Origin of the sequence: Candidatus Karelsulcia muelleri PSPU (assembly GCF_000829155.1) — a bacterium.
Classification (GTDB): Bacteria; Bacteroidota; Bacteroidia; order Flavobacteriales; family Blattabacteriaceae; genus Karelsulcia; species Karelsulcia muelleri_A.
Genome location: NZ_AP013293.1, coordinates 142,590 through 168,571 on the forward strand (window position 1 = coordinate 142,590; position 25,982 = coordinate 168,571).

Sequence of the window (25,982 nt, forward strand, 5' to 3'; positions counted from 1 at the left end):
ATGAAACTAGAAAAAGTATTAGTGATAGGATCCGGTGCCTTAAAAATAGGAGAAGCAGGAGAATTTGATTATTCTGGAACACAAGCTTTAAAAGCTCTTAAAGAAGAAAATATTTTTACAATTTTAGTAAATCCTAATATAGCTACAGTTCAAACATCTGAAAAAATAGCTGATAAAATTTATTCATTACCTATTACCCCTTTTTTTGTTGAAAAAATAATAGAAAAAGAAAAACCACAAGGAATATTCCTTTCATTTGGTGGGCAAACAGCTTTAAATTGTGGAATTGAATTATATAATAATGGTGTTTTTAAAAAAAACAATGTAAAAGTTTTAGGAACTCCTATATCCTATATTATTAAAAGTGAAGATCGTGATATTTTTAGAAAAATGTTAATTAATATAGGAATAAACATAGCTAAAAGTATAGCTGTAAATTCTGTATATGAGGCGATAAATGCATCTAATGAAATAGGATTTCCTTTGATAATTAGATCAGCTTATGCTCTGGGTGGTTTGGGAAGTGGATTTGCTAAAAATGTAGATGAATTAAAAAAAATATCAAGTGTTGCATTATCTTATTCTTCTCAAATTCTTATAGAAGAATCACTAAAAGGTTGGAAAGAAATTGAATATGAAGTTGTAAGAGATATTTATGATAATTGTATTACTGTATGTAATATGGAAAATATAGATCCTATAGGAATTCATACTGGAGATAGCATTGTAGTTGCCCCCTCTCAAACATTGAATAATATAGAATATAATAGATTACGATCTATTTCTATAAAAATAGCTAGATATTTTAATATAATAGGTGAATGTAATGTTCAATTTGCTTTGTCTAATAATTCAGATAAATATAATGTTATTGAGATAAATGCTCGTTTATCAAGATCAAGTGCGTTAGCTTCTAAAGCTACAGGATATCCTTTAGCTTTTATAGCTGCTAAATTAGCATTAGGATATGGATTACATGAATTAAAAAATACTGTAACTAAATTAACATATGCCTTTTTTGAACCAGCTTTAGATTATATTGTTTGTAAAATCCCCCGTTGGGATTTAAAAAAATTTGATGGTGTATCTACTAAAATTGGGAGTAGTATGAAAAGTGTAGGTGAGTTAATGTCTATAGGTGGTTCGTTTGAAGAAGCAATTCAAAAAGGACTTAGAATGTTAGATTTAGGTTTATATGGATTTATAAATCCATTAAAAAAAAAAAAAAAAATAAAATCAGTAATAAAGATTTTAAAATCTCCTAAATATAATAGAATAGAAGTTCTTGAGGATGCATTTGAAAAGGGCTTATCAGTATATGATATAACAAATATTACAAATATAAATCCTTGGTTTATTTATAAATTAGAAAATATTTATAAAACTAAAAAAAAATTAAAATTTTATAATAAAAAAAATTATATTACATATGATTTATTATATAAATCAAAAAAACAAGGATTTTCAGATAATCAAATTGCAGGACTTATATCATCATCAATTGATGAAATAACTAAATTATCAAATAATATAAGAAATTATAGGAAAAAAAAAAAAATAATACCCTTTACCAGGCAAATTGATACATTAGCATCTGAATATCCATCAAAAACTAATTATTTATATTTAACTTATAATGGAGAACATCATGATGTTTCGTATTCTGAAAAAGAAAAATCAATTGTGATTTTAGGATCAGGTGTATATAGAATTGGTAGTAGTGTAGAATTTGATTGGTGTTGTGTTAGTGGATTAGATTTTATAAAAAAAGAAGGATATCGTTCAGTAATAATAAATTATAATCCAGAAACAGTAAGTACAGATTTTGATGTCTGCGATAGATTATATTTTGAAGAACTTAGTTTAGAAAGAGTATTAGATATAATAGAATTAGAAAATCCTGAAGGGACTGTTATATCTATGGGGGGCCAAATTCCAAATAATTTATCATTACCTCTTTATAAAAAGAAAGTTAAAATATTAGGAACTTCTCCAATTCATATAGATGAAGTAGAAGATAGATTTAAATTTTCTAAATCTCTAGATAAATTAAATATACTTCAACCAAAATGGAAAGAATTATCTAATATTTATGATGTTTATCATTTTATAAATTTAGTAGGATTTCCTATTATTATTAGACCTTCTTATGTTTTATCTGGAGCTGCTATGAATATAGTTTTTGATAAAAAAAAATTAGATTTCTGTTTAAAAAAAGCTAAAACTATATCTCCTAAATATCCTATAGTAATAACAAAATTTATAGAAAATGCAAAAGAAATAGAATTAGATGCTGTTGCAAATAATGGAAAAATGATATATCATGCTATATCAGAACATATAGAATATGCAGGTGTTCATTCTGGAGATGCTACATTAGTATATCCTACCCAAAATATTTCATTAAATACTATTAAAAAAATAAAAAATATTTCAAAAAAAATAGCTAAAAGATTTAATATATCAGGTCCATTTAATATACAATTTTTATATAAAAAAAAAAAAATAAAAGTAATTGAATGTAACTTAAGAGCTTCAAGAAGTTTTCCTTTTATATCAAAAGTTTCACATTTGAATATGGTAGAATTAGCGATGAAAGTTCTTTTAAAGAAGAAAAATATTGATAAAAATATCACTAATTTTTTAACAATTGATTATGTAGGTGTAAAATCTTCACAATTTTCATTTTCTAGGCTTGAAGGTTCAGACCCAATATTAGGTGTAGATATGGTTTCTACAGGAGAAGTAGGATGTTTAGGATCTTCTTTTAATGAAGCTCTAATAAAATCTATGTTATCTGTTGGTTATAATATCCCCAAAAAAAATATATTTATTTATATAAAATCTCTAAAAAATAGAATAATAATGTTAGATTATATAAAATTATTAATAATAAATAATTATATTCTTTTTTCTAAAGATGAAACTTATAATTTTTTTATTAAAAATAAAATTTTTTGTAAAAAAAATTCTTCTACTAAGAAAAGTAGTAATATAATTGATAATTTAAAATCTAATAAAATAGATCTTATAATTAATATTCCCTATAAAAATAATAAAAATGATTATTTAATTAGACGTGCAGCTATAAATTTGAATATTCCTTTATTAACTAATATTTGCTTAGCAAAAGTTTTTATAAAATCGTTTTGTGAAATAAAATCATTTAAAAAAATTTATATATCTCACTGGAATAGTTATAAATAATTAAAATAATGAAAAAATTTATTAGTGTAAATGATGTAAAAGATGTTAAACAACTTATAGATAAAGCTATAAAATTAAAAAAAAATACTTTTAAAAAAAAAAAAATTTGCAAAACTATTGGATTAGTATTTTTTAATACTAGTTTAAGAACACGTTTAAGTAGTCAAAAAGCTGCTTTTAATATAGGTTGTAATACTTGGATTTTAAATATAGATTCAGATTCTTGGAAAATAGAGAAATCTGATGGATCAGTTATGAATTCTACACAAGAACATATTAAAGAAGCGATAGGTGTAATGAGTTTATATTGTGATATCTTAGCAGTAAGAACATTTCCATGTCTTATTGATAGAGAATATGATTACGAAGAAATTTTACTAAAAAAAATAATAAAATATTCAAAAGTTCCAGTAGTTAATCTTGAAAGTGCTACTTTACATCCTTTACAATCATTAGCAGATTTAATGACAATTGAAGAATTTAAAAAAAAAAAAAAAATAAAAATAGTTTTAAGTTGGGCCCCTCATATAAAAGCCTTGCCTCAATCAGTTCCAAATTCGTTTATAGAATGGGTAAAAAAAATAAAAGATATAAAATTATATATTACTAATCCATATGGATATAATTTGAATAGTCATTTTACAAATGGCATAAAATTGATTAATAATCAAAATGAAGCTTTTAAAAATGCAGATTTTATCTATGCTAAAAATTGGAGTAGTTATGATAATTATGGTAAAATTATTTGTAAGGATTTATCTTGGACTATTACAAAAAAAAAAATGAAATTAACTAATGAAGCTAAATTTATGCATTGTTTACCAGTAAGAAGAAATTTAGTAGTAGAAGATGCTGTTTTAGATGATAAAAATTCTATTGTTTTAAATCAAGCAGAAAATAGAATTTTTGCGACACAAACAGTATTTCTAGAAATATTAGAAAATATATGATTAATGTTGTTAAAATAGGAGGTGAGATTATAGATAATAAAAACTTATTAATTTATTCTTTAAAAAATTTTTCTAAATTAGATGGATATAAAATACTAGTCCATGGAGGAGGAAAAATAGCTGATATTTTTTCAAAAAAAATGGGATATAATAATAATATTATAAATGGTAGACGTATTACAGATAAAACTACATTAGATATAGTAGTAATGACATATTCTGGTCTTATAAATAAAAGAATAGTATCAAAATTACAAAGTTTAGGATTAAATTCTCTAGGATTTTCTGGAGCAGATGGAAATATAGTTAAATCATATAAACGTCCTATTAAAGATATAGATTATGGATATGTTGGTAATTTAAAGATTAATAGCATTAATACTGATTTAATAAAGTATATGTTTAAAATTGGAATAATTCCTGTTTTATCTCCTATTACTCATGATGGAAATGGAAATCTATTAAATACAAATGCAGATACTATAGCTTCTTATTTATCTATTTCTTTATCAAAAGAATATAAAGTAATTTTATCCTATATTTTTAATAAAATTGGTGTTTTAAATAATTTAAATGATGAAAAATCATATTATTCTAATATAGAAGAAAATTTATTTAAAAAATTAAAAAATAATAATATTATAAACAAAGGAATGATTCCAAAATTAGAAAATGCTTTTTATGCATTAAAAAATGGAGTTTACAAAGTAACAATATCTCATCCTAATTATTTAAATAATACTACAAAAAAAACTATTATATGTCTGTAATAAATTTACAAAAATTAAAAAAAGAATGTATTAAGTTATTAAAAAAACTTATTAACACCCCTTCTCTTTCAAAAGAGGAAAAAAAAACTGCAGATATTATAGAATCTTTTTTTAAAAAATATAAATTAAATACAAAAAGAAAATATAATAATATATGGATTGAAAATAATAATTATGATTATGATAATTATACAATACTATTAAATTCTCATCATGATACGATTAAACCATCTAACGGATGGTATACAGATCCATTTGTAGTTAAAGAAGATGGAGATAAAATTATTGGATTAGGAAGTAATGATGCAGGAGGTTCTGTTGTTTCATTGATTGCAACTTTTATTTATATTAATAGTTTACCAAAATATAAATATAAACTTATACTTATTATAAGTGCTGAAGAAGAAATTCGTGCCACAAGAGGGGTAGAAAGTATATTATGTGATTTAGGTAAAATAAATTTAGGAATTATAGGAGAACCTACAAATATGCAGATGGCAATAGCTGAAAAAGGATTAATTGTTTTAGATTGTTTATCTATTGGAAAAACTGGTCATGCAGCAAGATATGAAGGTATAAACGCTTTATATATTGCCATAAATGACATAATATGGTTAAAAAATTATGTATTTGAAAAAAAATCAGATTTATTAGGAAAAATAAAATTAACAGTAACAAAAATACAATGTGGTATACAAAGAAATGTAATACCAGATACTTGTTATTTTACTGTAGATATTAGAACTAATGAAATATATTCTCATGAAGAGATTATAAATAAAATAAAAAAAAATATAAAATCTAAAATAATATCAAGTTCATATAGACTTAAATCATCTTATATAGATGAGAAGAATAAAATTGTAAAAATATCTAAAAATATGAATATAAAAATATTTGGATCCCCCACTTTATCTGATCAAAGTGTAATGAATTTTCCTACAGTAAAAATAGGAGTAGGGGATAGTTCTCGTTCTCATACTCCTAATGAGTATATACTTATATCAGAAATAGAAGATGGTATTGATTTATATATAAAAATATTACTTAATTTTATAAAATAATTTTATTATATTTGTATATAAATAATGTAATTGTATAAAATACCTGTTTTATTATATTTTGGTCTGGTAGTTCAGATGGTTAGAATACGTGCCTGTCACGCACGGGGTCGCGGGTTCGAATCCCGTCCAGACCGCTTATTTTATAAAGATAGTGTATATATAGTGACCTGGCTGGGACTCGAACCCAGGACCCTTACATTAAAAGTGTAATGCTCTACCAACTGAGCTACCAAGTCAATATATAAATATACTATAATTTTATTTTATTTACAAATAAATATTTTGAAAATTATACTAATAGGATATATGGGGTCTGGAAAGACAACTATAGGTAAAAAATTAGCTAATAATTTAAATAATAAATTCTATGATTTAGATAAAAAAATTATAGAATATACTAAAAAAAGTATTTATGAGTTATTTGAAATATATGGTGAAAACAAATTCAGAAAATTAGAATATTTTATATTAAAAAAATTTTTAAAAAAAAAAAAATCCTATATTTTATCAGTAGGGGGGGGAACTCCTTGTTATAACAACAACATATTTTTAATGAAAAAATATTCAAAAATTTTTTATTTAAATGCTGAAATTAATACTTTATTTACCCGTCTTTTAAAGCAAAAAAAAAATAGACCTTTAATATCAAAATTAGATAAAAATGATTTATATAATTTTATTTGTGATTCTTTGAGTAAAAGATTGTTTTTTTATAAAAAAGCTGATTTTACAATAAATATAAAAACAAAATCATTATTAGAAATAGTAAAAGAAATAATAAATATTATTTAATATGTTTTATAAGACATATTTTATAAAATATATAAAAAAAAAATTTAATTTAAAAAATAAAAAAATATACGTATCAGTTAGTTCTGGATTAGATAGTATGGTTCTGTTAGATGTTCTTATGAAAATATGTAATATTCCAATTTGTGTAATACATTGTAATTTTAAACTAAGAGGTAATGATTCTGATAAAGATGAATTGTTTATACAAGAATTTTGTTTAAAAAACAATATTTTTTTTAAATCTAAAAAGTTTAATACAATTAATAGTAATAGTCATTTTTCAATACAAATGATGGCTAGAAAATTTAGATATGATTGGTTTAAATATTTATTAAATAATTCATATTGTGATTATATAGCTTTAGGGCATAATTTAGATGATTCAATAGAAACTTTTTTTATTAATATTATTAGAGGTACTGGCATAAAAGGCTTAATAGGAATTAAGAATTTTAACAAAAAAATTATTAGACCTTTATATTTTTTTCTTAAAAAAGAAATAATATCATATGCGAATGAAAATAATATTAAATGGCGTGAAGATATTAGTAATTATGATCATAAATATTTAAGAAATAGAATTAGATTTTTTTTAAAACCAATTTTAGATTATAAATTTTATAATGGATTTAAAAAATCTATAAAATATTTATATGATGAATATGTATGTTCTAAAAAACATATTTCTTATCTTTATAAGATAATAACAATTGAAAAAAAAATATACCCATTTTTAGTTAAAATAGATATAAAAAAATTATTAAAATTATATCCACTTTCGACATATTTATTTAAAATATTTTATAAATATGGATTTAATAATACTAAAAATTTAAAAAAAATTTTAAATTCTAAATCAGGTAAAAAAATATTTTCAAAAAAATATTGTCTTATAAAAGAGAGAACTACTTTATTATTAGTAGAAAATAATATTAATTTTATAAAAAAAAATTATTATATACATAATATAGATACGATTAAAATTCCTTTTTTTATATATTTTTTTCTTTCTGAAAGAAAAAAAAAAAAATCATATACATCTTTAGATTTTGATAAATTAATTTTTCCATTAAAATTAAGAAATTGTAAAAAAGGTGATAGATTAAATAAAATTGGTATGAAAGGCAATAAAAAATTAAGTAAATATTTTAAAGAAAAAAAAATTTCTATTGTTGATAAAACAAATATTTGGGTACTTATTAATGGGGATAAAAAAATAATATGTATTATATATGAACGTTTTGAATGTTTAGATAAAAATTTTAAAATTACAAATTTTACAAAAAAAGTTTTAAATTTAAAAAAGCAATAGTTAAAATTTTTTTTTTATATTATAAAAAAATATGTATTATTTTATAAATACAGCTAATTTAGCTAAAATTAAAGAAGCAGAAAATTTAGGTATATTAGATGGAGTTAATACTAATACTTCTTTAATAGTTAAAGAAGGTATAATAAAAAAAAATGATAGATATAGTCATTATAAAAATATTTGCAATATTATCTCAGGAGATTTAAATGCAGATGTAATATCTACAGATTATAATGATATAATAAAAGAAGGAGAATTTTTATCTAATTTAGATAAAAAAATTATAGTAAAAGTACCTCTGACAAGAGATGGTATTAAAGCAATAAAATATTTTTCTATTAAAAAAATTAAAACTAATTGTACTTTAGTATTTTCTACAGGTCAAGCATTGTTAGCTGCTAAGGCAGGTGCTAATTATATTTCTATTTTTATTGGTCGTTTATATAACACAAATATTATAAAAGAAATAAAACTAATTTATGATAATTATTTTTTTAAAACTAAAATATTAGTTACTTCAATTATAAATACTTTCCATATAATATCATGTGCAAAAATAGGTATAGATATAATTACAGCTCCTTTAAATGAAATTAAATTATTATTAAATAATTAATGGCTTTAATAAGATTTAGCAAAAAGAACACGTTGTTTAGATAAATTTTTTGAAAATATACATTTTCCCATATTTTTTTTTAAATTTATTGGTATGCAACGTATTGTAGCATTTGTTTCAACTTTTATTTTTGTTTCTGTTTCAGACGAACCATCCCAATGAGCAAATAAAAATCCACTATTTTTTTTTATTTTTTCTATAAATTCTTCATAAGAATCTACTTCTATTAAAAAATTATTTTTTCTTTTAAGAGCTACTTTCAAAATGTTATCTTGAATTTTAGATAAAATTTTTGGAATTAAAAATTTTAATTTATTAATACTAATATATTTTTTTTCAAGTGTATCCCTTCTTACAACTTCTACAGTTCCTCTATCTATATCTTTTTTTCCTATAGTTATTCTTATAGGAATGCCTTTTATTTCATATTCATTAAATTTCCATCCTGGAGTATAATAAATTCTTTTATCATATTTTATATTTATACCTATTTTTTCAAGAAATTTTTTTAATGGAAATACAAGTTTTTCTATTAAATTAAGTTGTTCTTGAGTTTTATAAACTGGAATAATTACTATTTGTATTGGAGCAATTTTAGGTGGTAATATTAAACCATTATCATCTGAATGTGTCATAATAATAGCGCCAATTAATCTTGTTGAGATTCCCCATGATGTAGCCCACACATACTCTTTATTTCCTTTTTCGGTAGAATATCTAACATCAAACGCTTTTGAAAAATTTTGACCTAAAAAATGAGATGTAGCTATTTGTAAAGATTTCCCATCTTGCATAATCGATTCTATACAATATGTTTTTTCTGCTCCAGCAAATTTTTCACTATCTGTTTTTATTCCCTGTATAACAGGGATAGCCATAAAATTTTCTAAAACATTTGTATATATATTTAAAATTTTTTTAGCTTGATTTATAGCTTCTTTTTTTGTAGAATGAGCGGTATGTCCTTCTTGCCATAAAAATTCAGATGTTCTTAAAAACAACCTTGTACGCCTTTCCCAACGTATTATATTAGCCCATTGATTAAAAAGTATTGGTAGATCTCTATAAGAGTTAATCCAACGTTTATAAGAATTCCATATTATTGTTTCAGATGTAGGTCTAACAATAAGTTCATCTTCAAGTTTAGAAGATTTATCTACTATAATATTTTTATTCTTATAATTTTTTAATCTATAATGAGATATTATTGCGCATTCTTTTGCAAATCCTTTAATATGATTATATTCTTTTGAGAAATATGATTTTGGAATAAGTAAAGGAAAGTAGACATTTTCATGTCCTGTATATTTTAAAATATTATCTAATATAGACTTAATTTTTTCCCATATATAAAATCCATATGGTTTTATAATCATACATCCACGTACATCTGATTTTTCTGCAATATTTGCTCTTAATATAATTTCATTATACCATTTAGAATAATTTTCATTACGTTTAGTTAGTTTTTTCATTTAAAGATTTTTAAAGTTATATATTTATAAAAAAATTAATATATATAAAATGTTATTACATAATATATTTATTGATTCTGAATCAGTTCATATTCTAATTACAGAATATTTATATATACTTCCAGTAAGGAATGTTGTGTTATTTCCAGGTGTAGTAATACCTATTACAGCTGGAAGAAAAAAATCAATTAAATTATTAAAAGATGCATATTCTACTGATAAAATTATTGGGGTTTTAACTCAAAAATATTTTAATACTGAAAATCCGAAAGAACAAGAACTATATTATATAGGTACAGTAGCTAAAATATTAAAATTATTAAAAATGCCTGATGGCAATACTACTGTAATTTTACAAGGTAAAAGTCGATTTAAAGTTATTAAAATGATACAATATTATCCATATTTGACAGCTGAAATAATATATTTAAAAGACAAAAAACCAGGAAAACAAGATAAAGAATATATAGCTTTAATATCTTCTATTAAAGAAATAGCACTAAAAATTATACAAGATAATACTAATATTCCTTCAGAATCTAGTTTCGCAATTAGGAATATAGAAAGTAAATCATTTATTATAAATTTTGTTGCATCTAATATTAATTTAAAAATTAAAAAAAAACAAATTCTTTTAGAATATGATTTCTTTAAACAAAGAGCAATAGAAACTTTTCGTTTTCTAAATATAGAATATAAACAAATTAAATTAAAAAACGATATTAAATATCGTGTTAAAACTGAAATGGATCAACAACAAAAAGAATATTTTTTAAATCAACAAATAAAAGCTATTCAAGAAGAATTAGGAGATTTTTCATATGAAAAAGAAGTCTATGAATTAAGAATTCAATCATATAAAAAAAAATGGTCTAAAAAAGTTCAAAAACAATTTGATAGAGAATTAAATAAATTTCAACGTACTAATACACAAATGCCAGAATATACAATATTACGTAATTATTTAGATTTCATGTTAGATTTACCTTGGAAAAAATATTCTCAAGATAATTTTGATTTAAACCGTGCAAAAAAAATTCTTGATAAGGATCATTTTGGAATTGAGAAAGTTAAAGAAAGAATAATAGAATATTTATCTGTTATAAAACTTAAACAAGATCTTAGGTCACCTATACTATGTTTTTATGGACCTCCAGGTGTAGGTAAGACTTCTTTAGGAAAATCAATTGCTTATGCATTAAATAGAAAGTATATACGTATGTCTTTAGGTGGATTAAATGATGAAGCTGAAATTAGGGGGCATAGAAAAACATATATAGGTGCTATGCCTGGAAGAATATTACAATCAATAAAAAAAGCAGGAACATCTAATCCTGTGTTTGTATTAGATGAAATAGATAAAATGGGAATAGGACATCAAGGAAATCCTTCTTCGGCAATGTTAGAAGTTTTAGATCCAGAGCAAAATAAAGAATTTTATGATAATTTCCTTGAAATTGGATATGATTTATCTAAGATAATTTTCATTGCTACAGCAAATTCACTTTATCCAATTCATATTGCTATATTAGATAGAATGGAAATAATAGATATGAATGGATATACTGTTGAAGAAAAAATAGAAATCTGTAAAAAACATTTAATTCCTAAACAATTAAAAGAAAATGGGTTAAAAAATAACGATCTTATTTTAGGTGTAAAACAAATTGAAAAAATTATTGAAAGTTATACTAGAGAATCAGGGGTTAGATCTCTTGAAAAGAGAATTTCAAAAATTGTAAGAGATGCTGCTAAAAATATTGCTATGAATAAAAAATATTTAAAACGTATAAATTTTTCAAAAATAGAAGAAGTATTAGGACCACCTAATGATCCTGAGAAATATGAATTTACTAAAATCCCCGGAGTAGTTACAGGATTAGCTTGGACTCTTGTAGGAGGAGAGATTCTCTATATAGAATCAACATTATTTAAAGGAAAAGGTTATTTTAGTATAACAGGAAATGTAGGAGAAGTTATGAAAGAATCTGCTACTATAGCTTTAAAATATATAAAAGCTCATAATTATGAATTTGGAATAGATGACAAAATGTTTGAATTGTATAACATACATATTAATGTTCCAGAAGGGGGGATACCTAAAGATGGACCTTCTGCAGGAATTACTATGTTAACTTCTATGATATCTAGTTTTTGGAAAACATCAATACGTCCGTATTTAGCGATGACTGGTGAAATTACCCTTAGAGGAAAGGTTCTTCCTGTAGGAGGAATTAAAGAAAAAATATTAGCAGCAAAAAGAGCTAATATAAAAGAAATTATTCTATCAAAAGATAATAAAAAAGATGTATATGATATAAAAAAAGTTTATTTAAAAGGCCTAAAATTTCATTTTGTTAGTAAAATTAATGAAGTTATAAATTTATCATTTTATGAATAAGAATATATATTTACATAATATTACAAAAAAATATGGAACTCCACTTTATGTATATGATGCCAATAAAATAGAATATCAATATAAATTAATTAAAAAATCTTTTTCTTATATAGAAAATTTAAAAATAAATTATGCTTGTAAAGCAAATACAAATATAAGTATATTAAAATTTTTAAAAAAATTAGGTAGTGGATTAGATACTGTATCTATACAAGAAATAGAAATAGGATTAAAAGCTGGATTTAAACCAAAAGAAATTATATATACTCCTAATAGTGTTTCTTTATCAGAAATAAAAAAAGCAATAAAAGCTGGAGTTATAATTAACATAGATAATTTATCACTTTTAGAACAAATAGGTAATGATAATACTAATTATCCTATAGGAATTAGAATAAACCCCCATATTTTGGGGGGAGGAAATAAAAAAATTTCTGTAGGTCATATAGATTCAAAATTTGGAATATCATATTATCAATTACCTCATATTAAAAAAATTGTAGAAAATACTGGAATTAAAGTTGAAGGAATACATATGCATACAGGTTCTGATATCCTAGATATTGGAGTTTTTTTACAAGGAGCTGATATTTTATTAAACGTAGCTAGTTTTTTCAATGAACTTAAATATATAGATTTTGGTAGTGGATTTAAAGTACCATATAAAAAAAATGATACAAAAACAGATATAGATATGTTAGGTGTTTCTTTAAAAAGAAAATTTTTATTTTTTTGTGAAAAATATTGTAAAAAATTAAAATTATTTTTTGAACCTGGAAAATTTTTAGTTAGTGAATCAGGTAGTTTTATAGTAAAGGTTAATGTTATTAAACATACAACTTCTACTGTATTTGCTGGTGTTGATTCTGGATTTAATCATTTTATACGTCCAATGTTTTATGATTCCTATCATCATATAGATAATATTTCAAATCCATCAGGAATATTCCGTTTTTATACTGTAGTAGGATATATATGTGAATCTGATACATTTTGTGTTAATAGAAAAATTAATGAAATAAGAGAAGGAGATCTCTTATGTTTTAGAAATGCAGGAGCTTATTGTTTTTCTATGTCATCTAACTATAATTCTCGTTATAGGCCTTCTGAAGTTATTATTTATCATAAAAAATATTTTCTTATTAGAAAAAGAGAAAATATGCAAGATTTACTTAACAATATGATTGATATAGAATTATCATAATTTTATTGGATAGATGGCAGAGTGGTCTATTGCGGCGGTCTTGAAAACCGTTGAGTGTAAAAAACTCCGGGGGTTCGAATCCCTCTCTATCCGCTAAGCACTCACTTTACTTTAAAAATTAAAAAGACCATTAATTAATGGCAGGTAATATTTTTGGAAAATTATTTAGAGTAACTACTTTTGGTGAAAGTCATGGACATGCATTAGGAGGTATAATAGATGGATGTCCCTCAGGATTAAAATTAAATTTTGAAGAAATAAATAATGAATTAAATCGTAGAAAACCTGGGCAATCTTCAATTGTGACTCAAAGAAAAGAATCAGATGAAGTAATATTTTTATCAGGTATATTTGATGGTTTTACTACAGGTACTCCTATTGGATTCATAATAAAAAATAAAGATCATAATTCAAAAGATTATTTTAATATAAAAAATATATATCGCCCATCTCATTCTGATTTTACATATTATAAAAAATATGTAATAAGAGATTATAGGGGAGGGGGGAGATCTTCTGCACGAGAAACAGTATCTCGTGTAGTTGCTGGTGCAATAGCTAAACAATTATTAAAAATTAATAATATTTTAATAAAAGCCTATGTTTCCTCTATAGGAGGATTAAATTTAAGTGAAAATTATAATAAACTTGATTTTTCTAAAATAGAAAATACACCTGTACGTTGTCCTGATCTACAATTAGCAGAAAAAATGATAAAATATATTAATAAATTACGTAAAAAAGGAGATACTATAGGTGGAATAATAACTTGTATTATACAAAATGTTCCTATTGGAATAGGTGAACCAGTTTTTGATAAACTTCATGCTGAATTAGGTAAAGCGATGCTGTCTATAAATGCTGTAAAAGGATTCGAATATGGTAGCGGATTTTATGGAACAAAAATTAAAGGATCTAATCATATTGATAAATATCAAAATAATGGAAGTACTAAAACAAATTTTTCTGGAGGAATTCAAGGTGGAATATCTAATGGGATGGATATTTATTTAAAGGTAGCTTTTAAAGCAGTAGCTACTATTAAAAAAAAAAGTATTAATTTTAATAAAAAAAAAATTTTTGTAAAAGGCCGTCATGATCCTTGTGTTTTACCTAGAGCCGTTCCTATTATAGAGGCTATGTCTGCATTAGTTTTATATGATTATATACATATGTATAAAATATTATTATTTTAAAAAAAAAAATTTATTATTATTGTATTGTAATAATAATATTTTTATTTTAAAAAAAAATTTATGGAAAAAGGCAAAATTAAAGTAACAGCAGAAGATATTTTTCCTGTTATTAAAAAATTTTTATATTCAGATCATGAAATCTTTATAAGGGAACTTGTTTCTAATGCAACTGACGCTATTTTAAAATTAAAAACTTTGATAAGTTTAGGAAAAGTTAATAAAAAAATTAATAATTTAATCATAGAAATTATCCTAAACAAGGAAAATAAAATTTTAAAAATTATAGATAATGGTATTGGAATGACTAAAAAAGAAGTATATAAATATATTAATAAAATTGCTTTTTCAGGTGCAGAAGCATTTTTAAAAAAATATAAAAATAAAAAATCTCTAATTGGTAATTTTGGATTAGGATTTTATTCATCTTTTATGGTTTCTGATAAAGTTGAAATAATATCTAAATCTTATAAAGATTCTGAATCTGCTATACATTGGATATGTGATGGATCTACTAATTTTTCTATTAAAAATATAGATACACCCACTAAATCAGGGACTGAAATTATACTTCATATTAATGATAGTTCTAAAGAATTCTTAGAAGAAAATAGAATAAAAGAATTATTAATTAAATATTGTAAATTTATGCCTATTCCTATAAAAATAGGAGAACGAGAAGAAATTAAAAAAAATAAAAATGGCCTTGAAAAAAAAATCAAAGTAAATAATATAATAAATAATACATCCCCTATATGGATAAAAAATCCAATAAATGGAAAAGATGAAGAATATATAAATTTTTATAAAGAACTTTATCCAATGCAAATTGAAAATCCTTTATTTTGGATCCATCTAAATATAGATCATCCTTTTAAACTTACTGGAGTACTTTTTTTTCCAAAAATAAGAAATCAAATAGAAATACAAAGAGATAAAATACAATTATATCAAAATCAAGTATATGTTACAGATAATTTAGAAGGGATAGTACCAGATTTTCTTAATTTTTTAAAAGGTGTAATTGATTCTCCAGATATTCCACTTAATGTATCTAGATCTTATCTTCAATCAGATTCATCTGTAAAAAAAATTTCAGGTTATATTACAAGAAAAGTAGCTGATAAGCTTGAAAATATGTGTAAAAATAATCGTGAAGATTTTGAAAAAAAATGGGAAGATATAAAAATAATTATAGAATATGGAATGATTAGCGACCCTAATTTTTATTCAAAAGCAAAAAAATTTGCTTTATATCCTGATATAAATAAAAAATATTTTATATTAGAAGAATATATAGAACATATTAAAAATACAAATAAATTAAAAAATAATAAAATTATTTGTTTTTATACTTCTAACCTAGAAAATCAAAATTATTATATACAAACAATTAAAAATAAAGGATATAAAATTTTATTATTAGATAGTCCTCTTGTTGGACATCTACTACAAAAAATAGAAATGGATTATAAAAATTTAAATTTTTATAGAGTAGATTCAGATAAGATAAATAAAATTTTAAAAAATGAAAAAAAAAATATTTCTAATCTTTCAGAAAATGAAATAATTTTTTTAAAAAAAATTTTAAATCAAAATATTGACAAAGAAAAATTTTTAATAAAAATAGAAGATTTAGATGATTCTTCATTACCATTTATTATAACTATTCCCGAATTTATTAGACGTATGAAAGAAATAAGTATGACTGGGAATAATATGTTTAATATTCAAAATTTTAATTCAAAATATAATATTATTGTTAATAAAAATCATAAATTTATAAAAAAAATAATAAATGAAAAAGATTTAAATATTCAAAAAAAGATTATTAAAAATTCATTAAATTTGATAATGTTATCACAAAATCTTTTAAAAGGTAAAGAATTAACAGATTTTATGTATCAAAGTTTTGAAAATTTTTAAAAAATTATTTACAAATCATAATTCCACAATTATCTACATTTAGCAATGTAACATTTTTAATTTTATTTACTAATTCTGATTTCCAATTAGTTTTAGTTCTAATATAATTATCTGTATATCCATATATAAATCCTGATTTTTTTTTATTTTCAAATAAAACATTTTTTTTTTTATTTATATGTTTTATATAAAAATTATATTTTTTTTTTTTTGAAAGTTTTCTAAGAATTTTACTACGTTTATACCTGATTTCTTGGGGAATTGAATCTTTCATAAAAAAAGCTTCTGTATTTTTTCTTTCAGAAAAAGGAAATACATGTAGATAAGAAATATCTAATTCAGACAATAATGAATAAGTTTCTAAAAAATTTTCTTCTTTTTCTCCTGGAAATCCTACTATGACATCTGTACCTATACAAGCAGAGGGCATAATATTAAATATTTTTTTTATTCTTTCTAAATAAATTTTTTTAGAATACCTTCTTTTCATTTTATTTAAAATTTCATCACTACCAGATTGTAACGGAATATGAAAATGATTAACAAAAATTTTACTTTTAGATATAAAATTAATTATATCATCACTTAATAAATTAGGTTCAATTGAGGAAATTCTAATCCTTTTTATATCATTAAGATAATACTCCATAGCTTGAATTAATTCTAAAAAATTAGATTTATTTTTTTTATTATATATTTTTCCAAAATCTCCTATATTAACTCCAGTTAATACTATTTCTTTTATACCTTGTTTAATAATATTTTTAGCATATTTAATAATATTTTTTATATTATCAGATCTTGATAAACCTCTAGCTTTTGGAATAGTACAGTAACTACATTTATAATCACAACCATCTTGAATTTTTAAAAAAGAACGTGTACGATTTAATTTTGAATATGATGGAATAAACATATTATATTCTTTTAAAGAACAAGAATATATATTTGCATTCTTTTTTTTAGAAAAATTCTTTAAATAATTAATTATATTAAATTTTTCTTTTGATCCAATTATTAAATCTATTCCATTTATTAAGGAAATTTCTTTTGGATTTACTTGTGAATAACAACCTATAGCTACTATAAATCCATTTACATTATTTTTTATAGCAATACGTACAAGTTTTTTTAGTTCTTTATCTGCATTTTTTGTTACTGAACATGTATTAATTATGTAAATATCAGCAAAAGACCTAAATTTTACATATTCATATCCTTTTTTTAAAAATTTATTTATTATCGTATCTGTTTCGGCAAAATTAAGTTTACATCCTAATGTATAAAAAGCAACTTTATTTTTTTTCATTTAAATGTTAATTTTTTTTTTATAAAAAAGTAATCATTAATTTTACAATTAAATAAAAATTGTATAGAAGATTTATTTATATTTTTAAGAAGCTTATTGAATTTTTCAAAAGCTTTATATTTAAATACTAATATTGGCTTTTTCTGTTCATAAACTGAATATTGTGAAAATTTTATTAAATTTTCCATATATTTAAGATGATGTTTACATTTTTCATCTATAAAATAAATAATTATTTTTTTTTCAAGTTTATTTATTACTTTATAATAGTTCTTTTCTTTTAAAGAAAGTTTAATTATAAAATTTTTAATTTTTAAATTTATAAAATTTGGGTTACAACTAAATTTTATAAATGATCTTATATATTTAATTTTTTTTATTATTTTATGTTTTATAAAATTATAATAATTAATTATATCATAATATATTTTTTTTTTAAAATCTTCTTTATTATAAGAATAATAAAATTTTTTTTTAATAATATTAAAATTAAAAATTTTTAATAATTCATTTTCAAATACTTTAAAATCATTTTTACTATCAGATATAATTTGATCAATTAGATTATAAATCATATGTGATATGAATATACTTGATATATTTATATCTAATGCATTTTTCCTAAATTTATATAGAAATTTTCTTTGTTCATTTATTACATCATCATATTCTAACAAACGTTTTCTAATACTAAAGTTATTGGCTTCTATTTTTTTTTGAGCAAGTTCTATAGAATTACTAATTAATGGCCCTGTTATATACTCTCCTTTTTTATGACCTAATTTATCAAGTAGTTTGGATATACGGTCTAATCCAAAAATCCGCATTAGATCATCTTCCAATGATAAATAAAATTGAGAACTACCAGGATCTCCTTGACGCCCAGAACGACCTATTAATTGTCTATCTATTCGTCTTGAATAATGTTTTTCAGTACCTATTATTGCCAATCCTCCTAATTTTTTTACCTCATCAGATATTTTTATATCAGTTCCTCTACCCGCCATATTAGTTGCAATCGTTACTATTCCAGATAGTCCAGCTGCTTCAATTATATCGGCTTCTTTTTTATAATATTTTGCATTTAAAACATTATTATAAATTTTACTAATGTTTAATGACCTACTTATAAGTTCAGATACCTCAACAGAAGTTGTTCCAACTAATACAGGTCTTTTTTCATTTTTTGATAAAAAAATAACTTTATTTATAATTGCATTATATTTTTCTTTTTTAGTTTTAAAAATAAAATCTTCATAATTTTTTCTTATTACTGGTTTATTTGTAGGAATAATGACTACGTCAAGATTATAAATTTTAAAAAATTCTTCTTCTTCTGTTGAAGCGGTACCCGTCATACCTGATAGTTTTTTATACATTCTAAAATAATTTTGCAATGTAATAGTCGCTAATGGTTGGCTATAATTTTCTATATTTACATTTTCTTTAGCTTCTAATGCTTGATGTAAACCATCTGAATAACGTTTTTCTTCTATAATTCTACCTGTTTGTTCATCTACTATTTTAACTTTATTATCTATTACTAGATAATGTATATTTTTTTCAAATAATGTGTAAGCTTTCATTAATTGATTTACAGTATGTATTTTATCTGATTTTTTATAAAAATTAATTAATTTTTTTCTTTTTAAAAAATTTTTTTCTTCTATAGAAATGTTTTCCATTTCTATATAAATAAATTGTTTTTGTATATCAGGAAGTCTAAAAAAATTAGTATCATTTATTTCATTAGAAATAAAATTCATTCCTTTTTCTGATAATTCTACAGTATTATTTTTTTCATTTATAACAAAATATAAATCTGAATCAACTATAAACATATTTTTATTATTATCTTGCATATAATAATATTCTGTATTTTCTAAAATTTTACGTATTTTTTTTTCTCCTAAAAACTTAATAAGAGGTTTATATTTTGGTAAACCTCTATAAACTTTAAAAAGATTTAATCCACCTTCTTTTTTATTTCCTGAATTGATTAACTTACGAGCTAAATTAAAAATTTTATTTAAAAAAAGAAGTTGTTTATTAAAAATTTTTTCTACTATATATTTAAATATATAAAAATAATTAAAATTTTGGTCATTAACGGGACCAGATATTATGAATGGCGTACGTGCTTCATCTATTAAGACAGAATCGACTTCATCTATTATGGCATAATTTAATTTTTTTTGTATTAATTTTTTAAAAGAATTAACCATATTATCACGTAAATAATCAAATACAAATTCATTATTTGTCCCATATGTAACATCTGCTTCATATGCTTTACGACGGAAATATGAATTATTTTTATATATATCTATACAATCTACAGTTAAACCATGAAATTCCATAAGAGGAGCCATCCATTCACTATCACGTTTAGCTAAATATTCATTTACAGTTACTACATGAACTCCTTTTCCAGTAAGAGCATTCAAATAAATAGGTAAAGTAGCTACTAAAGTTTTACCTTCACCAGTATACATTTCGGCTATTTTACCTTGATGTAATACAACCCCTCCCATTAACTGTACATCATAATGTATCATATTCCATATGACGGGTTTCCCCATAGAACTCCATTTATTTTTCCAAATAGTTTTTCCCCCTTCTATCTTTAGATAAGATCTACTTTTAATTAGTAGATAATCTAGTTTATTAGAATTAACTATTATTTCTTTATTTTCTTTAAATCTTTTAGCAGTTTCTTTTACTACTGCAAATGCTTCAGGAAGTAATTCTACTAAAATTTTTTCTTCTTCTTTATAAATTTTTTTTTTAATTTTATAGATTTTTTTTAAAAAAAATCCTTTTTCATTTATTTCTTCAATAGAAAGATATTGATCCTTTTTATAACTTAACTTTTTTTGTAAGTTATCTATTTCTTTATAAAAAAATTTTGTTTTTTCTTTTATTTTTGATTTGAAAATCAAAGTTTGATTTCTTAATTCATCATTTGAATAGAAATTTATTTTTTTTTCAAAAAATTTAATATTTTTTAAAAAAAAAATAAGATTTTTCATATCTTTTTTGTTTTTTTTTAAAAAAAAAAACTCAATAAGTTTATTGAAACTATTCATTTTATATATTAGATTAGATTATATTATATTATATTATATTTAAAAAAAAAAATGAATAATATTATAAATTATGTTTATAACAAATATATAAAGACAAAAAAGAAATTAGATATTTTAAAATTAAATTCTGGAGATAATATAACAGTTCATTATGAAATAATTGAAGGAGAAAAAAATAGAATACAATTATTTAAAGGAATAATAATTAAAATTAAAGGATATACTTTTACTGTCCGTAAAATTAGTGGAGAAATAGGTGTAGAAAAAATATTTAATATTCATCAAACTTCAATAAAAAAAATATATATAAATCAAAAAGGTAAAGTACGTAGATCTAAAATTTATTATTTTAGAAAATTAAAAGGAAAAAAAGCTAAAATTAAATAAAAATTATTTATGTCATTAAAAATAACAGAAGAATGTATTAATTGTGGTGCTTGTGAACCAGAATGTCCTAATAATGCTATTTATGAAGGATCTAAAGAATGGACTATTTCAGATGGTACAAAAATAAAAGGTTTTATTATTAATAAATTAGGAATTAAAATAGATGTTAATTTTTTACAAAAACCTAAAAAATATGATTATTATTTTATAGTTTACGAAAAATGTACAGAATGTTTAGGATTTTATGATGAACCTCAATGTGCCTCTGTATGTCCAGTAGATTGTTGTATATTAGATGAATCTAATATAGAATCTAAGGAAGAACTTTTAAAAAAAAAAAAAATATTACATACATAAAAAATGGAAAAAAATTATAAAAAATTAAAATTTATTATTTCACATGCAAAATATTACGGTTTTATATTTCCGTCTAGTGAAATATATGATGGATTAAAAGCTGTTTATGATTATGGCCAATATGGTATTTTATTAAAAAATAATATTAAAGAATATTGGTGGAAATCAATGACCCAATTACATGAAAATATAGTTGGTATAGAATCAAGTATATTGATGCATAATAAAATTTGGAAAGCTTCTGGACATATAGATGAATTTAATGATATATTATTATATAATGAAAATACAAAAAAAAATTATCGTATTGATTTATTAATAGAAGATTTTTTAGAAAAAATTAATAATTATAAGAATATATTATTTTATAATAAAAAAATAATTTATAATATAAATTATATAAAAAAAAAATTTAAAAAAAAATTATTTTATTATATATATGAATGTTTCAATAAAAACAAAATTTTAGATATAAAATCATTAATAAATAAATTAAATATATATGAGCCCAATAGTGGTTATAAAATTTATAAAATAAATCTTATGTTTATTGTATATCTAAAAAATTTAGATAATAATAAAAAACTTTATTTAAGACCAGAAACCGCTCAAGGTAGTTTTATAAATTTTTTAAATGTAAAAAAAACAAGTAAAATTAATATTCCTTTTGGAATTTCCCAAATAGGAAAAGTATTTAGAAATGAAATAATAGCTAGACAGTTTCTTTTTAGAATGAGAGAATTTGAACAAATGGAAATGCAATTTTTCTTTTGTCCTGGTGAAGAAGAAAAATGGTATTATTACTGGAAAGAATATAGGTTAAAATGGCATTTATCTTTAGGAATAAAAAAAGATAATTATCGTTTTTATAATCATGATAAACTTGCACATTATTCTAAAGATGCTTGTGATATTCAATTTAAATTTCCTTTTGGATTTAAAGAATTAGAAGGAATTCATTCACGTACAGATTTTGATATGAAAAATCATGAAAAATTTTCTAAAAAAAAATTAAGATATTTTGATTTTAAAAAAAATAGAAGTTATATACCTTATATTATAGAGACCTCTATTGGTTTAGATCGTATGTTTTTAGCTATATTTTCTTCTTGTTTAAAAGAAGAAAAAATTAAAAATGATATTAATCATAAACGTATAGTATTTAAAATACCTTATATACTATCTCCTATAAAAGTAGCAATATTACCTTTAGTTAAAAAAAATGAATTAACTTTTATAGGTAAAAAAATATTTAAAAAATTTAAATTATATTATTCATTAGTTTATGATGAAAAAGATTCAATAGGAAAAAGATATAGAAGACAAGATTCTATAGGAACTCCTATTTGTATAACAATAGATTATGATAGCCTCAATGATAATTGTGTTACAATTAGATATAGAGATAGCATGAATCAAAAAAGAATACCAATATTAAAAATAAAAAAAAATATTGAAAAATCAATAAATATTAAAAATATATTAAATTATATTTAAAATTGTACAAAAGTTTTATAATTTTATTTAGCACGGAATATTGTTTTACTTGTAAAAAATATAACGCGAAAGAAGCCTTAAAAATGGGGTTAATTAATAAATCTCCTTAGATTTTAAAAATCTAATTATGTTAGAATTTTATAATTGGATTTATGCTTTTAGGTTAAATACATTACCTTTGTCTTTATCTGGGATAATATTAAGTTCTTTTATATCTTATTCAGAAAAAGGAATATTTAATGTTCATATTTTTATATGGTCATCATTAACTTCTATATTTCTTCAAATATTATCTAATATTGCAAATGATTATGGTGATGGAATAAAAGGTACAGATAATATATACAGGATTGGTCCTAAAAGAACCATACAATCATGTATGATTTCTAAAAAAAAAATTAGAATAGCATTGATAATATTTAGTGTATTATCATTTATATCAAATATAATATTATTATTTGATTATTTTAAAAAAAAAAATTACTATATTATTATTGTCATTTTAATATGTATTTTATCTGCGATAAAATATACAATTGGTTATCATCCATATGGATATAAAGGGTTAGGCGATTTATCTGTATTAATATTCTTTGGTTTCATTTCTTTAGAAGGAAATTATTATTTATATAATAATCATTTAAATATTAAATTATTATTATTATGTTTTTCTTTAGGATTTTTAACGGTATCAGTACTTAATATTAATAATATGAGGGATATTGATAATGATAAAAAAAATAAAAAATATACTATTCCAGTAAGAATAGGACTTAAAAAGTCTAAAATATATCATATCCTATTAATGATAGTTCCTTTTATTTTAAGTATAATATTTGTTATTATAACATATAAAAGTATATACCAATATATTTTTATTATATTAATATTACCTACAATAATACATTTAAATAAAATTTATAAAATATCTAATAATAAAGATTTTAATAATGAACTAAAAACAGCTGTATATATAAATATATTATATGCATTATTAATGGGTATAGGTTTTATATTAAAAAAATAATTAATAAGCCTATACAAACTAATGATATAGTTAATATATGATAATTATTTTTCATATATATGATTATATTATTAATGGTATAAAAATCTTCTTTTAAAGAAAATTATTACTTAATAACCAATTTTTGAAAATTTCATACTTATTACTTAAGTGTATACTTTTTTTATTTTTTTTTATAAGTTTTATTACTTTTTTATCTAAAAAGATTTTATCAGATAAATCCTCAGTAATTTTATCTAAAAATTTCACTGGAGCGGCTGTTGATAAAAAAATATTATTAAAATAATTATTTTTATAATTTTTAATTAATTTAATTAAACCTAAAAATCCAATTGCTCCATGTGGATCCATCATATATTTATAATTATTCCAAATATATTTAATAATATCAATTGTTTCTTTATCCGTAAAAGAATATGCAGATACAATTGTTTTTAGGTTATTTATTGTTTTAAACATATACATTATACGACTAAAATTACTTGGATCAGATATATCCATAGCATTAGAAATTGTTTCTTGTGAAGGATATGGGTTATAAATTCCTGTTTTTAATAATCTAGGAATTGTGTCATTTATATTTGTAGCTGCAATAAAATGTTTTATAGGTAACCCCATTTTAAATGCTATTAATCCTGCACATATATTTCCATAATTTCCACTAGGAATAGAAAAAACAAGTTTATTATTGGAATGTAATAGTTTATAACACATAAAATAATAAAATATTTGAGAAAGTAAACGTGCAATATTTATAGAATTTGCTGATGTTAAAAATAATTTTTCACGTATTTGTTCGTCGTAAAAAGCTTGTTTTACCAAAATTTGGCAATCATCAAAATTTCCTTTTATTTCTAAAGCTAGAATATTATCTCCTAATGTTGTTATCTGTTTTTCTTGTAAAATACTTATTTTAGAAGAAGGATATAATATTACTACTTTTACACCATCAATTTTATGAAAAGCATGAGCTACCGCAGCTCCTGTATCCCCAGAAGTAGCAGTAAGTATTATAATATTTTTATTCAAATTTTTCCTAAAATATTTTATACATCCTGACAAAAATTTTACTCCTATATCTTTAAAAGCCAGAGTAGGTCCTAAAAATAACTCTAATGAAAAAATATTATTATAAATATTATTTATATTTATTTTAAAATTTAATGTATTAGATATAATATTTAATAATTCTTTATATGGAATTTCATTTCCAATGAATGGTTGGATTACTTCCAGAATTAAATCGTTTACATCATAATTTGATATATTTTTAATTATTTTTTTTTCTAATAAAGGTATATTTTCAGGAAAATACAAACCTTTTTCTGGACTTTGTCCAGTTAAAACAGCTTCCTTAAAAGAAACTTTATATTTATAATTTTTTAAACTTTTATACAGCATTTATA

Annotated in this window: 19 protein-coding genes and 3 tRNA genes; 17 read left to right on the forward strand and 5 right to left on the reverse strand. The window is 21.6% G+C overall.

The window, feature by feature from the left end; translation table 11 throughout:
• The 5 genes from carB (at position 1) to SMPSPU_RS00690 (ending at position 6,125) form a co-directional block, all read left to right on the forward strand.
• On the forward strand, positions 1-3,207 hold the full coding sequence (gene carB / locus SMPSPU_RS00670) for a carbamoyl-phosphate synthase (glutamine-hydrolyzing) large subunit (RefSeq protein WP_041093860.1): 3,207 nt from the start codon (positions 1-3) through the stop codon (positions 3,205-3,207).
• Positions 3,208-3,215: 8 nt separating this feature from the next.
• Complete coding sequence (locus SMPSPU_RS00675; RefSeq protein WP_041093863.1) at positions 3,216-4,157, forward strand: Rossmann-fold NAD(P)-binding domain-containing protein; 942 nt, start codon at positions 3,216-3,218, stop codon at positions 4,155-4,157.
• On the forward strand, positions 4,154-4,927 hold the full coding sequence (argB, locus tag SMPSPU_RS00680; protein WP_041093865.1) for an acetylglutamate kinase: 774 nt from the start codon (positions 4,154-4,156) through the stop codon (positions 4,925-4,927). Before SMPSPU_RS00675 ends, argB begins: the two co-directional genes overlap by 4 nt.
• Entirely contained in the window at positions 4,918-5,991 is a 1,074-nt protein-coding gene (locus SMPSPU_RS00685) for a M20 family metallo-hydrolase (RefSeq protein WP_041093867.1), read from the forward strand. The genes argB and SMPSPU_RS00685 overlap by 10 nt, the downstream gene beginning before the upstream one ends.
• Positions 5,992-6,051: 60 nt before the next feature.
• A tRNA-Asp gene (locus SMPSPU_RS00690) sits at positions 6,052-6,125 on the forward strand.
• Positions 6,126-6,154: 29 nt separating this feature from the next.
• On the opposite strand, the gene SMPSPU_RS00695 is transcribed toward SMPSPU_RS00690, so the two are convergent.
• Positions 6,155-6,227 (reverse strand) — tRNA-Lys (locus SMPSPU_RS00695).
• A gap of 70 nt (positions 6,228-6,297) precedes the next feature.
• Here SMPSPU_RS00695 and SMPSPU_RS00700 point away from each other — a divergent pair.
• The 3 genes from SMPSPU_RS00700 to SMPSPU_RS00710 are packed head-to-tail and all read left to right on the forward strand — an operon-like array spanning position 6,298 to position 8,711.
• Positions 6,298-6,783, forward strand: a complete 486-nt coding sequence (locus SMPSPU_RS00700) for a shikimate kinase (protein ID WP_041094138.1) — start codon at positions 6,298-6,300, stop codon at positions 6,781-6,783.
• Between the two features lies 1 nt (position 6,784).
• The gene (gene tilS / locus SMPSPU_RS00705) at positions 6,785-8,095 is read left to right on the forward strand and encodes a tRNA lysidine(34) synthetase TilS (protein ID WP_041093869.1); all 1,311 of its coding nucleotides are present in this window, start codon (positions 6,785-6,787) and stop codon (positions 8,093-8,095) included.
• 31 nt (positions 8,096-8,126) lie between these two features.
• Positions 8,127-8,711, forward strand: a complete 585-nt coding sequence (locus tag SMPSPU_RS00710; protein WP_041093871.1) for a transaldolase family protein — start codon at positions 8,127-8,129, stop codon at positions 8,709-8,711.
• 5 nt (positions 8,712-8,716) lie between these two features.
• Here the strand turns inward: SMPSPU_RS00710 and proS are convergent, their stop codons facing one another.
• Positions 8,717-10,186 carry a proline--tRNA ligase gene (gene proS / locus SMPSPU_RS00715; RefSeq protein ID WP_041093873.1) on the reverse strand — a complete coding sequence of 490 codons (1,470 nt, stop codon included), beginning with the start codon at positions 10,184-10,186 and terminating at the stop codon, positions 8,717-8,719.
• A gap of 49 nt (positions 10,187-10,235) precedes the next feature.
• Between proS and lon the strand changes: the two genes are divergently transcribed.
• The 5 genes from lon (at position 10,236) to htpG (ending at position 16,910) form a co-directional block, all read left to right on the forward strand.
• Positions 10,236-12,587, forward strand: coding sequence for an endopeptidase La (gene lon, locus SMPSPU_RS00720; protein WP_041093875.1), 2,352 nt, complete (start codon positions 10,236-10,238; stop codon positions 12,585-12,587).
• Positions 12,580-13,791, forward strand: coding sequence for a diaminopimelate decarboxylase (gene lysA / locus SMPSPU_RS00725; RefSeq protein ID WP_041093878.1), 1,212 nt, complete (start codon positions 12,580-12,582; stop codon positions 13,789-13,791). The genes lon and lysA overlap by 8 nt, the downstream gene beginning before the upstream one ends.
• A gap of 7 nt (positions 13,792-13,798) precedes the next feature.
• Positions 13,799-13,884, forward strand: a tRNA-Ser gene (locus tag SMPSPU_RS00730).
• Positions 13,885-13,928: 44 nt separating this feature from the next.
• Positions 13,929-14,987 carry a chorismate synthase gene (gene aroC / locus SMPSPU_RS00735; RefSeq protein ID WP_041093880.1) on the forward strand — a complete coding sequence of 353 codons (1,059 nt, stop codon included), beginning with the start codon at positions 13,929-13,931 and terminating at the stop codon, positions 14,985-14,987.
• 60 nt (positions 14,988-15,047) lie between these two features.
• Complete coding sequence (gene htpG, locus SMPSPU_RS00740) at positions 15,048-16,910, forward strand: molecular chaperone HtpG (protein WP_041093882.1); 1,863 nt, start codon at positions 15,048-15,050, stop codon at positions 16,908-16,910.
• Positions 16,911-16,914: 4 nt separating this feature from the next.
• Here htpG and mtaB read toward each other — a convergent pair whose 3' ends face one another.
• Both mtaB and SMPSPU_RS00750 read right to left on the reverse strand, forming a co-directional pair.
• Entirely contained in the window at positions 16,915-18,219 is a 1,305-nt protein-coding gene (gene mtaB, locus SMPSPU_RS00745; protein WP_041093884.1) for a tRNA (N(6)-L-threonylcarbamoyladenosine(37)-C(2))-methylthiotransferase MtaB, read from the reverse strand.
• A complete protein-coding gene (locus SMPSPU_RS00750; RefSeq protein ID WP_041093886.1) occupies positions 18,216-21,308 on the reverse strand; it encodes a preprotein translocase subunit SecA in 3,093 nt (1,030 codons plus the stop codon). Before SMPSPU_RS00750 ends, mtaB begins: the two co-directional genes overlap by 4 nt.
• Positions 21,309-21,359: 51 nt before the next feature.
• Between SMPSPU_RS00750 and rplS the strand changes: the two genes are divergently transcribed.
• The 4 genes from rplS to menA all read left to right on the forward strand — a co-directional run bounded on the left by rplS (position 21,360) and on the right by menA (position 24,576).
• Positions 21,360-21,695, forward strand: coding sequence for a 50S ribosomal protein L19 (gene rplS / locus SMPSPU_RS00755; protein ID WP_041093888.1), 336 nt, complete (start codon positions 21,360-21,362; stop codon positions 21,693-21,695).
• A gap of 9 nt (positions 21,696-21,704) precedes the next feature.
• Positions 21,705-22,052, forward strand: a complete 348-nt coding sequence (locus SMPSPU_RS00760) for a 4Fe-4S binding protein (RefSeq protein WP_041093890.1) — start codon at positions 21,705-21,707, stop codon at positions 22,050-22,052.
• A gap of 3 nt (positions 22,053-22,055) precedes the next feature.
• The gene (locus SMPSPU_RS00765) at positions 22,056-23,549 is read left to right on the forward strand and encodes a glycine--tRNA ligase (protein WP_041093892.1); all 1,494 of its coding nucleotides are present in this window, start codon (positions 22,056-22,058) and stop codon (positions 23,547-23,549) included.
• 127 nt (positions 23,550-23,676) lie between these two features.
• Complete coding sequence (menA, locus tag SMPSPU_RS00770; protein WP_041093895.1) at positions 23,677-24,576, forward strand: 1,4-dihydroxy-2-naphthoate octaprenyltransferase; 900 nt, start codon at positions 23,677-23,679, stop codon at positions 24,574-24,576.
• 93 nt (positions 24,577-24,669) lie between these two features.
• Here menA and thrC read toward each other — a convergent pair whose 3' ends face one another.
• The gene (gene thrC / locus SMPSPU_RS00775) at positions 24,670-25,977 is read right to left on the reverse strand and encodes a threonine synthase (protein WP_041093897.1); all 1,308 of its coding nucleotides are present in this window, start codon (positions 25,975-25,977) and stop codon (positions 24,670-24,672) included.
• Positions 25,978-25,982 lie beyond the last annotated feature (5 nt).

Bases quoted from the DNA above. Each gene is read 5' to 3' on its own strand.
- carB (WP_041093860.1), top strand. From the start codon at position 1: ATGAAACTAGAAAAAGTATTAGTGATAGGATCCGGTGCCTTAAAAATA.
- SMPSPU_RS00675 (WP_041093863.1), top strand. From the start codon at position 3,216: ATGAAAAAATTTATTAGTGTAAATGATGTAAAAGATGTTAAACAACTT.
- argB (WP_041093865.1), top strand. From the start codon at position 4,154: ATGATTAATGTTGTTAAAATAGGAGGTGAGATTATAGATAATAAAAAC.
- SMPSPU_RS00685 (WP_041093867.1), top strand. From the start codon at position 4,918: ATGTCTGTAATAAATTTACAAAAATTAAAAAAAGAATGTATTAAGTTA.
- SMPSPU_RS00700 (WP_041094138.1), top strand. From the start codon at position 6,298: ATGGGGTCTGGAAAGACAACTATAGGTAAAAAATTAGCTAATAATTTA.
- tilS (WP_041093869.1), top strand. From the start codon at position 6,785: ATGTTTTATAAGACATATTTTATAAAATATATAAAAAAAAAATTTAAT.
- SMPSPU_RS00710 (WP_041093871.1), top strand. From the start codon at position 8,127: ATGTATTATTTTATAAATACAGCTAATTTAGCTAAAATTAAAGAAGCA.
- proS (WP_041093873.1), bottom strand. From the start codon at position 10,186: ATGAAAAAACTAACTAAACGTAATGAAAATTATTCTAAATGGTATAAT.
- lon (WP_041093875.1), top strand. From the start codon at position 10,236: ATGTTATTACATAATATATTTATTGATTCTGAATCAGTTCATATTCTA.
- lysA (WP_041093878.1), top strand. From the start codon at position 12,580: ATGAATAAGAATATATATTTACATAATATTACAAAAAAATATGGAACT.
- aroC (WP_041093880.1), top strand. From the start codon at position 13,929: ATGGCAGGTAATATTTTTGGAAAATTATTTAGAGTAACTACTTTTGGT.
- htpG (WP_041093882.1), top strand. From the start codon at position 15,048: ATGGAAAAAGGCAAAATTAAAGTAACAGCAGAAGATATTTTTCCTGTT.
- mtaB (WP_041093884.1), bottom strand. From the start codon at position 18,219: ATGAAAAAAAATAAAGTTGCTTTTTATACATTAGGATGTAAACTTAAT.
- SMPSPU_RS00750 (WP_041093886.1), bottom strand. From the start codon at position 21,308: ATGAATAGTTTCAATAAACTTATTGAGTTTTTTTTTTTAAAAAAAAAC.
- rplS (WP_041093888.1), top strand. From the start codon at position 21,360: ATGAATAATATTATAAATTATGTTTATAACAAATATATAAAGACAAAA.
- SMPSPU_RS00760 (WP_041093890.1), top strand. From the start codon at position 21,705: ATGTCATTAAAAATAACAGAAGAATGTATTAATTGTGGTGCTTGTGAA.
- SMPSPU_RS00765 (WP_041093892.1), top strand. From the start codon at position 22,056: ATGGAAAAAAATTATAAAAAATTAAAATTTATTATTTCACATGCAAAA.
- menA (WP_041093895.1), top strand. From the start codon at position 23,677: ATGTTAGAATTTTATAATTGGATTTATGCTTTTAGGTTAAATACATTA.
- thrC (WP_041093897.1), bottom strand. From the start codon at position 25,977: ATGCTGTATAAAAGTTTAAAAAATTATAAATATAAAGTTTCTTTTAAG.